We start from the raw sequence: 13822 nt of genomic DNA, 5'->3' as shown, positions 1-13822 counted from the left end.
GATCAGACCTTCCTCAGCAGCACGCGGGTCACCTCGTGTTGCGCGTTCTTCGTGAGCACCAGCCGGGCGCGCCCGCGGGTCGGGCGCACGTTCTGCTCGAGGTTCGGGCCGTTGATGGAGTCCCAGATGGACTCGGCCGTCGCCTGAGCCTCGGCGTCCGACAGGGAGGAGTACCGGTGGAAGTAGCTGCGCGGGTCGGCGAAGGCCCCCGAGCGCAGACCCATGAACCGGTCGATGTACCAGGACCGGATCCAGGACGCGCGCGCGTCCACGTACACCGAGAAGTCGAAGAAGTCGGAGACGGAGAGCCCGGCGGTGCCGTCGGCCCGGGTGCGCGGCGGGGCCAGCACGTTGAGTCCCTCCACGATCAGCACGTCGGGACGGTGCACCACCTGTTCCTCGCCCGGCACGATGTCGTAGGTGATGTGCGAGTACACGGGCGCGCGCACCTCCTGCGCCCCGGACTTGACGTCCGCCATGAAGCGCAGCAGCGCGCGGCGGTCGTAGGACTCGGGGAAGCCCTTGCGGGACATGATGCCGCGCTCGTGCAGCACCGCGTTGGGGTGCAGGAAGCCGTCCGTGGTGACCAGCTCGACGCGCGGCGTCGTCGGCCAGCGGCGCAGCATCTCCTGGAGCACACGCGCCGTCGTCGACTTGCCGACGGCGACCGACCCGGCCACCCCGATCACGTACGGGGTGCGCCCCGTCCGCTCGCCGAGGAACGCGTTGGTCGCGCTGCGCAGGGCCGCGGAGGCCTCCACGTTGATGCTCAGCAGGCGCGAGAGCGGAAGGTAGACCTCGGCGACCTCGCGCAGGGACAGATGCTCGCCGAGGCCGCGCAGACGCTCCACGTCCGCCTGGTCGAAGGGCTGCGCCATCTCCGAGGCGAGACGGGCCCAGGTCTGGCGGTCCAGCTCCACGAAGGGGGAGCGCTGGTGGCCGTCGGGCACGGCGTCCGCGGGCTCCTCGGGGCCCACGAGGGGCAGCTCGGAGGTCGGGGGGGTGTAGGTCACCCGATCCATTATGGCCGCGGCCCGCCCGGAGCGGGCCCCCGCGTGACGTCACAGGGCCCGGATAGGATCGGCCCATGCGCGTTCTCGTGACCGGCGGTGCCGGATACCTCGGATCCCACACCGTGCTCACGCTGCTCGAGGCGGGCCACGACGTCCTCGTCCTGGACAGCCTGGTCACAGCGACGACGACGTCGCTCGAGCGCGTCGCCGAGCTCGCCGGAACGCGCCTGGGCGGGTCGCGGCTGCGCCTGCACGTGGCCGACATCCGCCGCCCCGAGGACTACCGCGGGGCGCTCGCGGACTTCGGCCCGGCCGCACTCGTGCACTTCGCCGGGCTGAAGTCGCCCACCGAGTCGATGACCCGCCCCGCCGCCTACTACGACGTGAACGTGGGCGGCACGGCCGCCGTCGCCGAGACCGCGCTCGCGGCCGGCGCCCGCACGGTCCTGTTCTCCTCCTCCGCGACCGTGTACGGCGACCGCGCGCCGGTGCCGGTCGCCGAGGACGCGGCCACGGACCCGGTCTCGCCCTATGGGCACTCCAAGCTCATGGCGGAGCAGGTGCTGCGCGACGTCTGCGCCACGGTCGACGGCGGCGGGCTGGCGATGCTGCGCTACTTCAACCCGGTCGGCGCGCATCCCTCCGGGCGGCTGGGCGAGGACCCGAGCGGGGTGCCGGCGAACCTCATGCCCTTCGTGGCGCGGGTGGCCTCCGGCGCGTACCCCGAGCTGCGGGTGTTCGGCGCGGACTTCGACACGCGCGACGGCAGCGCCGTGCGCGACTTCATCCACGTGATGGACCTCGCGGAGGCGCACGTGGCCGGGCTCGACTGGCTCGCGGCCCGGGTGGCGGCCGGGGGCGGTACGACGACCCGGGTCTGGAACATCGGCCGGGGCGAGGGCGTCACCGTGTTCGAGATGGTGCGCGCCTTCGAGGCGGTCACGGGCGGCCGCATCCCCTACCGCGTGGTCGAGCGCCGGCCCGGGGACATCGCCGAGTCGTGCGCCGCCGTGGACGCGATCGGCGCCGAGGTGGGCTGGCACGCCCGACGCGATGTGACCGCGATGGTGCGGGACCTCTGGGCCTGGCAGGAGGCCAACCCCGCGGGGTTCTCGTCCCGGACGGAGTGAGCCGGCCCGCCGTGCGCCGAAGTCGGGCCCGGCCCGGTATTCTCGTGCGCATGTGCGGAATCGTCGGATACATCGGCCAGCCCCAGTCGGATCGTGAGCACGGCGCTCTCGACGTCCTGATGGAGGGCCTGCGTCGTCTTGAATACCGCGGATACGACTCCGCCGGTGTGGCCGTGGTGGACGGCGGTCAGCTGTACCACCGGAAGAAGGCGGGCAAGCTCGCCAACCTCGCCGAGGAGCTCGCCGAGCACCCCATCCCCACCGGCCTCGTCGGCATCGGCCACACCCGGTGGGCCACCCACGGCGGCCCCACCGACCGCAACGCCCACCCGCATGTGGCGGACGAGGGCCGCCTGGCGCTGATCCACAACGGCATCATCGAGAACTACGCCGAGCTGCGCGAGGAGCTGCTCGCCAAGGGCGTCGAGTTCCTCTCCGAGACGGACACCGAGGTGGCCGCCCACCTCCTCGCCGACGTCTACCGGAACGCGGCCGGCCAGGACCTGACCCGCGCCATGCAGCTGGCCTCCCAGCGCCTCGAGGGTGCCTTCACCCTGCTGGCCGTGCACGTGGACCACCCCGACCGCGTGGTGGCCTCGCGCCGCAACTCGCCGCTCGTCGTCGGCCTGGGCGAGGGGGAGAACTTCCTCGGCTCGGACGTCTCCGGCTTCATCGACTTCACCCGCGAGGCCATCGAGCTCGAGCAGGACCAGGTCGTGACGATCACGGCCGACGCCGTCGAGATCTCGGACTTCCGGGGCGGCCCCGCCGAGGGCAAGCGCTTCACCGTGGACTGGGACGCCTCGGCCGCGGAGAAGGGCGGCTTCGAGACCTTCATGGAGAAGGAGATCCACGACCAGCCCCAGGCCGTGCAGGACACCCTGCTGGGCCGCACGGACGCCGCCGGCGCCCTGATGCTGGACGAGCTGCGGATCGACCCCGAGGAGCTCAAGGCCGTCGACAAGATCATCGTCCTGGCGTGCGGCACGTCCGCCTACGCGGGCACGGTGGCCAAGTACGCCATCGAGCACTGGTGCCGGATCCCCGTGGAGGTGGAGCTCTCCCACGAGTTCCGCTACCGCGACCCGATCATCGACCCGCACACCCTCGTGGTGTCCATCTCCCAGTCCGGCGAGACCATGGACACCCTCATGGCGGTCCGCTACGCCAAGGAGCAGGGCGCCCGCACCGTGTCCATCTGCAACACCAACGGCTCCACGATCCCGCGCGAGTCGGACGCCGTGCTCTACACGCACGCCGGCCCCGAGATCGCCGTCGCCTCCACCAAGGCGTTCCTGGCGCAGATCACCGCCGCCTACCTGCTGGGCCTGTACCTGGCCCAGCTGAACAAGAAGCTGTTCAGCGGCCAGATCAAGGACATCCTGGCGGACCTCGGGGCGATCCCCGGCAAGATCGAGGAGATCCTCGCCGCCAAGGACCAGGTCAAGGAGCTCGCCCGCTCCATGGCCGACGCCACCTCCGTCCTGTTCCTCGGCCGCAACGTGGGCTACCCGGTGGCCATGGAGGGCGCGCTCAAGCTCAAGGAGCTCGCGTACATCCACGCCGAGGGCTTCGCCGCGGGCGAGCTCAAGCACGGCCCGATCGCCCTGATCGACGACGGCCAGCCGGTCTTCGTGGTCATGCCCTCGCCCATGGACCGTCACTCGCTGCACGCCAAGGTGGTCTCGAACATCCAGGAGGTCCGCGCCCGCGGCGCCCGCACCTTCGCGGTCGCCGAGCGCGGCGACGCGGCCGTGCGCGGCCAGGCCGAGGTCGTCTTCGAGGTCCCCGAGACCCAGCCGATGCTCATGCCGCTGCTGACCACGGTCCCGCTGCAGATCTTCGCCCTCGAGCTCGCCACGGCGAAGGGCTACGACGTGGACCAGCCGCGCAACCTCGCCAAGTCCGTCACGGTGGAGTGATCCGCCGCTGAGGCCACCGAGACCTCTCCTGCCGGGCCCGGCCGCCACAGAGCGGCCGGGCCCGCGACGCGTCCGGCACGGTCGTCCTCCCGCGCCAGTAGACTCCCCGAGGAGGCCCGCCGCACCCGGCGGGCCGCACGACGAGACCCCGGAGAGTCATGCACACAGTGGAGATCGGCCAGCCGTACCCCCTCGGGGCCACCGTGGACGAGACCGGCACCAACTTCGCCCTCGCGGTCTCCCGCGAGGTGGAGGCGGTCGAGCTGTGCCTCGTCGCCGACGACGGCACGGAGACGCGCATCCCTCTCGAGGAGCGGCACGGCACCACATGGCACGCCCACGTGGCGGGCATCGGCCACGGGCAGCGCTACGGCTACCGCGTGCACGGCCCCTGGGACCCCGCCCGCGGCCTGTGGCACAACCCGGCCAAGATCCTCGTGGACCCGTACGCGCGGGCGTTCACCGGCGACTACGAGTGGGGCCAGCAGCACCACTCGTACGACTTCGACGAGCCGGACCGCATCGACACCTCGGACAACCTGGACACGAGCATGCTCGGCGTCGTCGTCGCCGAGGACTTCGACTGGGGCGATGACGCCCCACCCGCCGTCGAGCTCACGGACACGGTGATCTACGAGACCCACGTCAAGGGCATGACCAAGCTGCACCCCGCCGTCCCCGAGGAGCTGCGCGGCACCTACGCCGGCATGGCCCACCCGGAGGTGGTCCGCCACCTGACCGAGCTCGGGGTGACCGCCGTCGAGCTGATGCCCGTGCACCAGTTCGTCAACGACGCCACCCTGCAGGAGAAGGGGCTGAGCAACTACTGGGGCTACAACACGCTCGGCTTCTTCGCCCCGCACGCCGCCTACGCCTCCTCCTCGGAGGTGGGCGGCCAGGTCCGCGAGTTCAAGCAGATGGTGAAGGACCTGCACGCCGCCGGTCTCGAGGTGATCCTCGACGTGGTCTACAACCACACGGCCGAGGGCAACGACAAGGGCCCCATGCTCAGCCTGCGCGGGCTGGACAACGCCGGCTACTACCACCTCGTCGACGGCGACGAGCGGCACTACATGGACTACACGGGCACCGGGAACTCGGTGGACCTCTCCAGCCCCAAGGCCCTCCAGCTGGTCATGGACTCCCTGCGCTACTGGGTCACCGAGATGCACGTGGACGGCTTCCGGTTCGACCTGGCCACCACCCTCACCCGGGTGGAGGGGGAGCAGGGCCCGGACATGTTCTCCGGGTTCTTCGACGTGGTCCGCCAGGACCCGGTGCTGCGCACCGTCAAGCTCATCGCCGAGCCGTGGGACGTGGGCTGGGGCGGCTACCAGGTGGGCAACTTCCCCGGCCTGTGGTCCGAGTGGAACGGCATGTACCGGGATGCGGTACGCGACTTCTGGCGGGGCGAGCCCGGCACCCTCGGCGAGTTCGCCACCCGCCTGACCGGCTCGGCCGACCTCTACGAGGGGGACGGGCGCAGCCCCGGCGCGTCCGTCAACTTCGTCACGGCCCATGATGGCTTCACCCTGCGCGACCTCGTCTCCTACAACGAGAAGCACAACGAGGCCAACGGCGAGGACAACAACGACGGCGACGCGCACAACCGCTCGTGGAACTGCGGCGTCGAGGGGGAGACCGACGACCCCGAGGTCGTGACGCTGCGCGCCCGCCAGCGCCGCAACTTCCTGGCCACCCTGCTGATCAGCCAGGGCGTGCCCATGATCAGCCACGGCGACGAGCTGGGCCGCACCCAGGGCGGCAACAACAACGTCTACTGCCAGGACAACGAGATCTCGTGGATCGACTGGTCCGCCATGGACGACTCGCTCGTGGCGTTCACCCGCGACCTGATCGCGCTGCGCCGTGACCACGCGGTGTTCCGCCGTCGCCACCACTTCGACGGTCGCCCGGCGGCCCGCGACATCGAGGCGCCCCTGCCGGACATCGTGTGGCTCGAGCCGGACGCGACCGCCAAGACGGAGGACGACTGGGGCGCCGAGGCCCGGTCGATCGGCTTCTACCTCAACGGGCACACGCTCCCCCGAGGGGACGAGGACGGGGAGGAGCCCTACCGCGACTTCTACGTCCTCATGAACGCGTGGTGGGAGCCCGTGCCGTACACCCTGCCCGGGCCCACGTTCCCGGCCGAGTGGGAGGTCGTCGTGGACACCTCGTCCCACGTCGCCCCGAGCGGCTCGCACCCCCGCGTGCGCGCCGGGGACGTGCTCGAGCTCCCGGCCCGCTCCACCGTCGTGCTGCGGCAGGTCCCCGAGGGCGCATGAGCCCGCAGGCCGACCGGGGGCGCGTCCGCCGTGGCCTGCCGCGGTGGGCGCGGTCCCTCTGCGCCACCGTGGCGACCCTGGCGGCGCTGGGACTGGCCTTCGGCGCGGGATGGGCCACGCACGCCGTGACGGAGCCGCACCCGGACGACGCACCGCGCGTGGACGCCCTCCTCGTCCTCTACAGCCAGCCCCGCGTCTATGACGCCGCGATCGAGCTCGCCGCGTCCGGCGTCACCGACCGGCTCTTCGTCTCCGCGTACCTGGGGCCGGACGGGCACGAGAAGCTGTGCGGCGGCCCGGGGGAACGCGACCCGCGGCTGGCCGGCGTCAGCGTCGAGTGCTTCGCGCCCGATCCGGTGACCACCCAGGGCGAGGTCATCCACGCGGGCGACCGCATGCGCGAGCTCGGCCTGCACCACCTGGGCGTGCTCACCTTCCACCAGCACGTGGAGCGTGCGCGGCTGCTGGCGGAGCGGTGCTTCACCCCCGAGGAGGGCCGGGTGTCCCTGTACGCGTTCGACGCCGGCTTCGACCGGCTCGGCCGCCTGCAGCACGGCGTCTACGGCGTGCTGGCCTACGGGAAGGCGATGCTCACGCCGGGCTGCGACCAGCAGCTGCCCGGCGTGCTGCAGTGGCCGCTCGACCTGGCCAAGCGACTGCGCGGGCAGCCCGTCGGGGACGAGGCCGGCGCCGTCGTCGTGGGCGCCCGGCGGGCGGGGGCGGTGTGATCGTCGGCGTGGGGGTGGACGTGGTGGACGTCCCGCGGTTCCGGGCGCAGCTCGAGCGCACGCCGGCGCTGCGCGCACGCCTGTTCACCGAGGACGAGCGGGACCTGCCGCTGCGCTCGCTGGCCGCGCGCTTCGCCGCCAAGGAGGCGGTCGCCAAGGCCATGGGCGCCCCGCCCGGGATGATGTGGCACCACTGCTGGATCCCGCGCCCGGACCACGGCGACGCCCGCCCCACCGTGCACCTGACCGGCACCGTGCAGGCCCAGGCCGAGGCCCTGGGCATCACCCACTGGCACCTCTCCCTCAGTCATGACGGGGACGTCGCCACCGCCTACGTGGTCGCCGAACGCCGCGCGGCCGAGGAGGAGTCCGCATGACCGCCGATGACCTGACCCGCATCGCCGTGACCGGCTCGGCCGTGCGCACGGCCGAGGAGCCCCTGCTCGCGGCCGGGCGCGGCCCGGAGCTGATGCGCGCCGCCGCCTGGGCCCTGGCCGAGCACGCCGCCGCCCTGCTGCGTGAGCGCGGCCCCGTGGCCGGGGCGACCGTGGCCGCCCTCGTCGGCCCCGGCAACAACGGCGGGGACGCGCTGTTCGCCCTCGCCTTCCTGCGCCGCCGGGGCGTGGCCGCGGTCGCCGTGCCCGTCCGCCGGGACGACGACGGCGCCCCGCGCTGGCACGCCGAGGGCTGGGCTGCGCTGCGAGCGGCCGGGGGACGCCGCGCCGACGCGGTGCCGCCCGAGGCCGCGCTCGTGGTGGACGGCGTGCTCGGCACGGGCTTCACCGGCGAGTATGAGCTGCCCGCCGCGGCGCGCGCGCTGCCGACGGAGGCGCTCGTGCTGGCGTGCGACGTGCCCTCCGGCGTGGACGCGGACACCGGCGAGGTGCGGGGGGAGGCCCTCCGCGCGGACGCGACCGTGACGTTCGGCGCCCTCAAGTCCGGTCTCGTCCTCGGGGAGGGGGCGGCGCGCGCGGGCACCGTGCACGTGGTGGACATCGGGCTGGGACCGCACCTGCCGACGTCGCCGGCCGCGCGGCTGGGCGTGATGGACGAGGCCGCAGCACGGACCGCCCACCCGGCCCCCGCAGCCAAGGCCCACAAGTACACGCGCGGCGTGGTGGCCGTCGTCGCCGGATCGGAGCGCTACCCGGGGGCCGCCGTGCTCGCGAGCGCGGGCGCGCTGCAGACGGGCGCGGGCATGGTGCACCACGCCGGCCCGCAGACCACCCGGGACCTGGTGCTCGCCGCCCACCCCGAGGCGCTGGTCTCGGCGGAGGGGCCCGAGCCGTCGCGCGCGGACGCCTGGGTGGTCGGCCCCGGCCTGGACACCGAGCACGACGCGCGGCGGCGCTGGGCCGGCGTCCTCGCCGCGCTCGAGGAACGGCCCGAGGCGGCCCTCGTCGCCGACGCCTCGGCCCTGGACCTGGTCACCGCCGCCGAGCTGCGGACGCTGCGCGCGGCCGGCACGCCCGTGGTCCTGACGCCGCACGCCGGGGAGTGGTCCCGCCTGCGCGAGCGCGTCCCCGCGGACGGCGCCGACGCCGCCGACCCGCTCGCGGCACTGCGGGCGTGGACCGCTGCGCACGGGGCCACCGTCCTGCTCAAGGGCCCGCGCACCCTCGTGGTCGCTCCGGACGGCGAGGCATGGGTCGTGACCGGCGGCGGGCCCGACCTCGCGATGGGCGGGACCGGCGACGTGCTCTCCGGGGCGATCGGCGCCGTCCTGGCCGCGGACGTGGCGCGGCGCTCGCGGGCGCGCCGGGCCGGGGAGGATCCGGGCCCGGCGCCCACGGCCCGGCTCGCGGCCGCCGCCGCCTGGCTGCATGCCCAGGCCGGGGCCGACCAGGCCCGCGCCGGGCGGATCACCACGGCCACGCTGCCGGCCGCGCTGGGCGCGGGCGTCGCGCGCCTGTGGTGGCCGGTCGACGCCGAGCCGGAGGCCGTCCGATGAGCCGCGCCGACGTCAACCCGGCGGACACCGAGCGCGCCGTACGCATCGACCTGGCGGCCGTCCGGCACAACGTGGGCGTGCTGCAGGAGCGGATCCGCCGCCCCGACGGCAGCCGGCCGCTGCTGACCGCCGTCGTCAAGGCCGACGCCTACGGCCACGGCGCGGTGGCCGTCGCGCGCGCCGCCGCGGCCGCCGGCGCGGACCGGCTCGGGGTGGCCCACGTGCGCGAGGCCCTGGCCCTGCGCGCGGCGGGGGTGCGCCTGCCCGTGCTCGCGTGGCTGCACACCGGGGCCACGGACTTCGCCGCCGCGGTGGAGGCGGAGGTGACCCTCGGCGTCTCGGGCTGGGACCTCGACGCCGTCGCCGACGCCGTCCGGGGGCCGCGGGCCCGCGGCGGGGCCGGACCCGAGGCCCGCGCGGTCCTGCACCTGAAGGCGGACACCGGCCTGGGCCGCCACGGCTGCACGCCCGCGCGGTGGCCCGCGTTCGTCGCCCGTGCCGCCGAGCTCGAGGCCGCGGGCCTCGTGCGGGTGGAGGGCGTGTTCTCCCACCTCGGCGTGGCGGACGAGCCGGACCGGGCCGCCGAGACCACGGCGCAGCTGCTGCGGTTCGAACGGATGGCCGCCGAGGCCGCCGAGACGCTCGGCCACCCACTGCTGCGGCACCTGGCCAACACGCCCGCCACCCTCTCCCGGCCGGACACGCACCTGGACATGGTGCGCGTCGGCCTGGGCCTGTACGGGCTCTCCCCGTTCGCGGACGTCACCGCCGCCGAGCTCGGGCTGCGCCCGGCCATGTCCCTCGTCACCGTCCTGGCCAACGTCAAGGCCGTCCCCGCCGGGCAGGGCGTGTCCTACGGGTTCCGCCACGTCACGGCGGAGCCCACCACCCTCGGGCTCGTGCCCGTCGGCTACGCCGACGGCGTCCCGCGCGTCGTCGAGGGCACGCGCGTCCACGTCGGCGACCGGACCGTCCCCGTGGTGGGCCGCATCGCGATGGACCAGTTCGTGGTGGACCTCGGCCCGGACGCCGCGGACGCGCCCGGCGACGCCGTCGAGCTGTTCGGACCGGCCTCCGGCATTCCGGTGGAGGAGTGGGCCGCGGCCGCCGGGACGATCAACTACGAGCTGGTGACCCGCATCGGAGGCCGCGTGGACCGGCAGCACGTGGACCCCACGCCGACCCAGGAGGCCCGCCCATGAGCGACCACAAGATCCCCGCCCCCGGCCCGACCCTGCCGGAGCCCGTGCTGACGGTGACGGTCCCGCTCGAGGGCGCCGACGGCACCCGGGCGTTCGGCCGCGCCCTCGCCGGGGTGCTCCGCGCCGGCGACGTGCTGATCCTCACGGGCGACCTCGGCGCGGGCAAGACGACCTTCACCCAGGGGCTGGCCAGCGGATTCGGCGTGGCCTCCGGCGTGGTCTCGCCGACGTTCGTCCTCTCCCGCGTCCACCCCGCCCCGGCCAACGCCCCGGCGGGCACCCCGGACCTCGTGCACGTGGACGCGTATCGGCTGCGCTCGGCGGGGGAGCTCACGGACCTCGACCTGGACGCGAGCGTGGACCGCTCCGTGACCGTCGTCGAGTGGGGCCGGGGCATGGCCGAGTCCCTCGCCGGGTTCCCCGAGGACCCGGACGCCTCGTGGCTGGACATCGAGATCGTCCGGGCCCGCGGGGGTGAGGACGCCCCCGCGGCCTCGGCGGGGGAGGGCGAGGACGGCATCGTCACCGACTTCTCCGACGAGGACGGGGGCCAGGCCGAGGAGCTGCGTTCGGCCGTCGTGACCGGCCGCGGCCCGCGCTGGGCCGGCGTCGTGCTTCCGTAGACTGGCCGCCATGGCCCTGCTCCTCGCGATCGACTCCTCCGCCGCCGCCTCCGTCGCCGTCCTGCGGGACGGTGAGGAGCTCGCGCGCTGGGCCACGGACGACACCCACGCCCACGCCGAGGTGCTCGCCCCCGCGGTGCAGACCGTGCTCGGCGAGGCCGGCGTCACCGGCACCGCGCTGGACGCGCTCGCGGTCGGCGTCGGCCCCGGACCCTTCACGGGACTGCGCGCGGGCCTGGCGACGGCGGCCGCCCTCGGCCTGGCGTGGGACGTGCCCGTGCACGGGGTCCGCAGCCTCGACGCGCTCGCCCACGCGGCCGGCGTCGACGCCTTCCGCCACGGGATCGAGGAGTTCGTGGTCGCCACGGACGCCCGCCGCCGCGAGGTCTACTGGGCCCACTACGCGCAGGTCGGCGGGCAGCCGACCCTGCTGCACGGCCCCTTCGTCTCGCCGGCGGACGAGGTCACCCCGCTGCCCGTCTACGGCGCGGGGGCCGGGCTCTACCCCGAGGCGCTGCGCGCGGTGCCGGACTGGGAGTCGGCCACGCCGTCCGCCGTCGGGGTGGGGCAGGTGGCCGAGCTCGCCCTGCGGCGCGGCCGAGGCCTCGTGCCCGCCGAGCCGCTCTACCTGCGCGAGTCCGACGCCAAGGTCCCCGGCCCCCGCAAGCGGGCGGGCGCGTGAGCCCGGCCGAGCCGGACCCGGCCGACGACGGGCGCCCCGCTGAGGACGCGCACGGGCTGCCGCCCGGATACCTGCTGCGCCCCATGACCGTGTGGGACATCCCCGAGGTGCTCGCCCACGAGGCCACGCTCTTCCCGCTCGACGCCTGGCCCGCGCACTTCTACGAGGAGGAGCTCGCCCAGACCGGCCCCGCCAGCGGGCGGGACGCGCACGGCCGCCCGCCCACCCGGGACTACCGCGTGGTCGTCCGCGACGTGGCCGCGCCCGGCTCCGCGGACGACGACGGCCCCGCCCCCGGCGAGATCGTCGGCTACGGCGGGATCATGGTGGTCGGCGACGTCGCCGACGTGCAGACCGTGGGCACCGTCGCCGCGGCGCAGGGAAGGGGGATCGGCGCGGCCCAGCTGCGCTGGATGGCCGCGGAGGCCACGGTGCGCGGCGCGAGCGCCCTCATGCTCGAGGTCCGGGCCTCCAACGCCGCCGCCCGGCGCCTCTACGTGCGCCACGGATTCGAGGAGCTGCACGTGCGCCGCCGCTACTACCCGGGCGGCGAGGACGCCGTGATCATGCGCAAGGCCCTGTGACCGGGCCGCTCACTAGACTGGAGCCCATGCCCACCGCCACCGCAGCCCCCCTCGTGCTCGGCATCGAGTCCTCCTGCGACGAGACCGGCGTCGGCGTCGTCCGCGGCACCGCCCTGCTGGCCCACGAGGTCGCCTCCTCCGTCGAGGAGCACGTGCGCTTCGGCGGCGTGATCCCGGAGATCGCCGCCCGTGCGCACCTCGAGGCCCTCGTGCCCACGATCCGCCGCGCTCTGGACGCCGCCGACGTCACCCTCGCGGACCTCGACGCGATCGCCGTCACCTCCGGTCCGGGTCTGGCGGGCGCGCTCATGGTGGGGGTCGCGGGGGCGAAGGCGCTCGCCACGGCCCTCGGCACGCCCCTCTACGGCATCAACCACCTCGTGGCGCATGTGGGCGTGGGCATGCTGGACGGCGTGCGGCCCGCGCAGTGGGACGACCTGCCCGCGGACCTGGGCGCGCTGCTCGTCTCCGGCGGGCACACCGAGATCCTGCGCGTGGGCCGGATCAGCTCCGAGGTCGAGCTGCTGGGCTCGACCATCGACGACGCGGCCGGCGAGGCGTACGACAAGGTCGCCCGGCTCATCGGGGCGGGCTACCCCGGGGGCCCCGTGATCGACCGGCTCGCCGCCGAGGGCGATCCGAGGGCCTTCCGCTTCCCGCGCGGGCTCACCGCGGGCAAGTTCGTCGGCAGCGTCGAGGAGCCCGGCCCGCACCGGCACGACTGGTCCTTCTCCGGGCTGAAGACCGCCGTCTCCCGCGCCGTGGAGCAGTTCGAGGCCCGCGGGCTCGAGGTGCCGCGCGCGGACATCGCCGCCTCCTTCCAGGAGGCCGTCGCGGACGTGATCACCGCCAAGGCCGTCCGCGCCTGCCGCGAGCACGGGCTCACCCACCTGATGCTCGGCGGCGGCGTCGCGGCGAACTCGCGCCTGCGCGCCCTGCTCGCCGACCGGTGCCGCTCCGCGGGCATCGAGCTGACCGTCCCGCCCGTGGACCTGTGCACCGACAACGGGGCGATGGTCGCCGCGCTCGGCGCACGCCTGGTGCGCGACGGCGTCGCCCCCTCCGACGCGTGGTTCGGCGCGGACCCGGGACAGCCGGTCGAGGTCGTCAGCGTCTGAGCGCGCCCGGCCCCTTGCCGCCACGCCCACACGTTCCGTAGATAGGGCCCATGACCGGCCATGAGCACCCCCGCCCCGAGTCCACCTCCGCCGCCGTGGACGAGCAGATGCTGGAGGACTTCCTCAATCAGCACCTGCTCGGCTCCCGCTCGGGCGTGAAGGCGTTCCGCGCCGCCGAGCAGACCTGGGCCGGCACCCCGCAGGAGGCCGCGCTGCGCCGCCTCGGCGACGCCGTCCAGGACGACCAGGACCGCCTGGAGGCGCTCATCGGCGAACTGGGTCTCCGCACCCCGCTGGTGGACCGGGCCGCCGGCGCGGCGGCCGAGGTCGGCGGACGCCTCAACCCCGTGAACGCGCTGCGCACGCGCGGCTCCGGCTGGACGCAGATCGAACTGGACCTGCTGCAGGGCATGCTCCAGGCCAAGTCCGCGATGTGGCACGTCCTCGAACAGCTCGCGCCGCACCTGCCGGCGGTCGACGCCGCCGAGATGCAGGCACTGCGTCAGAGGGCCGCCGACCAGCAGCGCGAGGTCCAGCGCATCACCTCCGCCACCCTCGAGGGCCGGTTCCTGGCCGGCTGA

The 13822-nt window shown here is 74.7% G+C and carries 13 protein-coding genes; 12 read left to right on the top strand and 1 reads right to left on the bottom strand.

The window, feature by feature from the left end:
- Positions 1–2 precede the first annotated feature (2 nt).
- Positions 3–1013 carry a type I pantothenate kinase gene (gene coaA, locus AUV08_RS03665; RefSeq protein ID WP_044659424.1) on the bottom strand — a complete coding sequence of 337 codons (1011 nt, stop codon included), beginning with the start codon at positions 1011–1013 and terminating at the stop codon, positions 3–5.
- A 74-nt stretch (positions 1014–1087) separates the two neighbouring features.
- Between coaA and galE the strand changes: the two genes are divergently transcribed.
- The 12 genes from galE to AUV08_RS03605 all read left to right on the top strand — a co-directional run bounded on the left by galE (position 1088) and on the right by AUV08_RS03605 (position 13822).
- Positions 1088–2143, top strand: coding sequence for a UDP-glucose 4-epimerase GalE (galE, locus tag AUV08_RS03660; protein ID WP_061867111.1), 1056 nt, complete (start codon positions 1088–1090; stop codon positions 2141–2143).
- A gap of 50 nt (positions 2144–2193) precedes the next feature.
- The gene (glmS, locus tag AUV08_RS03655; RefSeq protein WP_044659426.1) at positions 2194–4065 is read left to right on the top strand and encodes a glutamine--fructose-6-phosphate transaminase (isomerizing); all 1872 of its coding nucleotides are present in this window, start codon (positions 2194–2196) and stop codon (positions 4063–4065) included.
- A gap of 158 nt (positions 4066–4223) precedes the next feature.
- Positions 4224–6353 (top strand): glycogen debranching protein GlgX, encoded by a 2130-nt coding sequence (gene glgX / locus AUV08_RS03650; protein WP_061867110.1) that lies wholly within the window; start codon positions 4224–4226, stop codon positions 6351–6353.
- Positions 6350–7081: a hypothetical protein gene (locus AUV08_RS03645; protein WP_061867109.1), complete on the top strand. Its 732-nt coding sequence runs from the start codon at positions 6350–6352 to the stop codon at positions 7079–7081. Before glgX ends, AUV08_RS03645 begins: the two co-directional genes overlap by 4 nt.
- Entirely contained in the window at positions 7078–7458 is a 381-nt protein-coding gene (locus tag AUV08_RS03640; protein ID WP_061867108.1) for a holo-ACP synthase, read from the top strand. Before AUV08_RS03645 ends, AUV08_RS03640 begins: the two co-directional genes overlap by 4 nt.
- The gene (locus tag AUV08_RS03635) at positions 7455–9032 is read left to right on the top strand and encodes an NAD(P)H-hydrate dehydratase (protein ID WP_061867107.1); all 1578 of its coding nucleotides are present in this window, start codon (positions 7455–7457) and stop codon (positions 9030–9032) included. The genes AUV08_RS03640 and AUV08_RS03635 overlap by 4 nt, the downstream gene beginning before the upstream one ends.
- Positions 9029–10234 carry an alanine racemase gene (gene alr / locus AUV08_RS03630; protein WP_061867106.1) on the top strand — a complete coding sequence of 402 codons (1206 nt, stop codon included), beginning with the start codon at positions 9029–9031 and terminating at the stop codon, positions 10232–10234. Before AUV08_RS03635 ends, alr begins: the two co-directional genes overlap by 4 nt.
- Entirely contained in the window at positions 10231–10857 is a 627-nt protein-coding gene (gene tsaE / locus AUV08_RS03625) for a tRNA (adenosine(37)-N6)-threonylcarbamoyltransferase complex ATPase subunit type 1 TsaE (protein ID WP_061867105.1), read from the top strand. Before alr ends, tsaE begins: the two co-directional genes overlap by 4 nt.
- Before the next feature lie 10 nt (positions 10858–10867).
- Positions 10868–11539, top strand: a complete 672-nt coding sequence (tsaB, locus tag AUV08_RS03620; protein WP_036315870.1) for a tRNA (adenosine(37)-N6)-threonylcarbamoyltransferase complex dimerization subunit type 1 TsaB — start codon at positions 10868–10870, stop codon at positions 11537–11539.
- On the top strand, positions 11536–12123 hold the full coding sequence (locus AUV08_RS03615) for a GNAT family N-acetyltransferase (RefSeq protein ID WP_061867104.1): 588 nt from the start codon (positions 11536–11538) through the stop codon (positions 12121–12123). The genes tsaB and AUV08_RS03615 overlap by 4 nt, the downstream gene beginning before the upstream one ends.
- A gap of 26 nt (positions 12124–12149) precedes the next feature.
- Positions 12150–13241, top strand: coding sequence for a tRNA (adenosine(37)-N6)-threonylcarbamoyltransferase complex transferase subunit TsaD (gene tsaD, locus AUV08_RS03610; protein WP_061867103.1), 1092 nt, complete (start codon positions 12150–12152; stop codon positions 13239–13241).
- Between the two features lie 50 nt (positions 13242–13291).
- Positions 13292–13822, top strand: coding sequence for a hypothetical protein (locus tag AUV08_RS03605; RefSeq protein ID WP_049146667.1), 531 nt, complete (start codon positions 13292–13294; stop codon positions 13820–13822).

Source organism: Micrococcus sp. CH7 (assembly GCF_001595485.1).
Taxonomy (GTDB): domain Bacteria; phylum Actinomycetota; class Actinomycetes; order Actinomycetales; family Micrococcaceae; genus Micrococcus; species Micrococcus luteus.
Note: the sequence above shows the minus strand (reverse complement) of the source record. Positions and strands in the feature narration are given on the sequence as shown.

What these genes read in the sequence shown, in the direction of transcription:
- tsaE (WP_061867105.1), top strand. Translation starts at nt 10,231, where the DNA reads ATGAGCGACCACAAGATCCCCGCCCCCGGCCCGACCCTGCCGGAGCCC.
- AUV08_RS03605 (WP_049146667.1), top strand. Translation starts at nt 13,292, where the DNA reads ATGACCGGCCATGAGCACCCCCGCCCCGAGTCCACCTCCGCCGCCGTG.
- glmS (WP_044659426.1), top strand. Translation starts at nt 2,194, where the DNA reads ATGTGCGGAATCGTCGGATACATCGGCCAGCCCCAGTCGGATCGTGAG.
- tsaD (WP_061867103.1), top strand. Translation starts at nt 12,150, where the DNA reads ATGCCCACCGCCACCGCAGCCCCCCTCGTGCTCGGCATCGAGTCCTCC.
- alr (WP_061867106.1), top strand. Translation starts at nt 9,029, where the DNA reads ATGAGCCGCGCCGACGTCAACCCGGCGGACACCGAGCGCGCCGTACGC.
- tsaB (WP_036315870.1), top strand. Translation starts at nt 10,868, where the DNA reads ATGGCCCTGCTCCTCGCGATCGACTCCTCCGCCGCCGCCTCCGTCGCC.
- galE (WP_061867111.1), top strand. Translation starts at nt 1,088, where the DNA reads ATGCGCGTTCTCGTGACCGGCGGTGCCGGATACCTCGGATCCCACACC.
- AUV08_RS03635 (WP_061867107.1), top strand. Translation starts at nt 7,455, where the DNA reads ATGACCGCCGATGACCTGACCCGCATCGCCGTGACCGGCTCGGCCGTG.
- AUV08_RS03645 (WP_061867109.1), top strand. Translation starts at nt 6,350, where the DNA reads ATGAGCCCGCAGGCCGACCGGGGGCGCGTCCGCCGTGGCCTGCCGCGG.
- glgX (WP_061867110.1), top strand. Translation starts at nt 4,224, where the DNA reads ATGCACACAGTGGAGATCGGCCAGCCGTACCCCCTCGGGGCCACCGTG.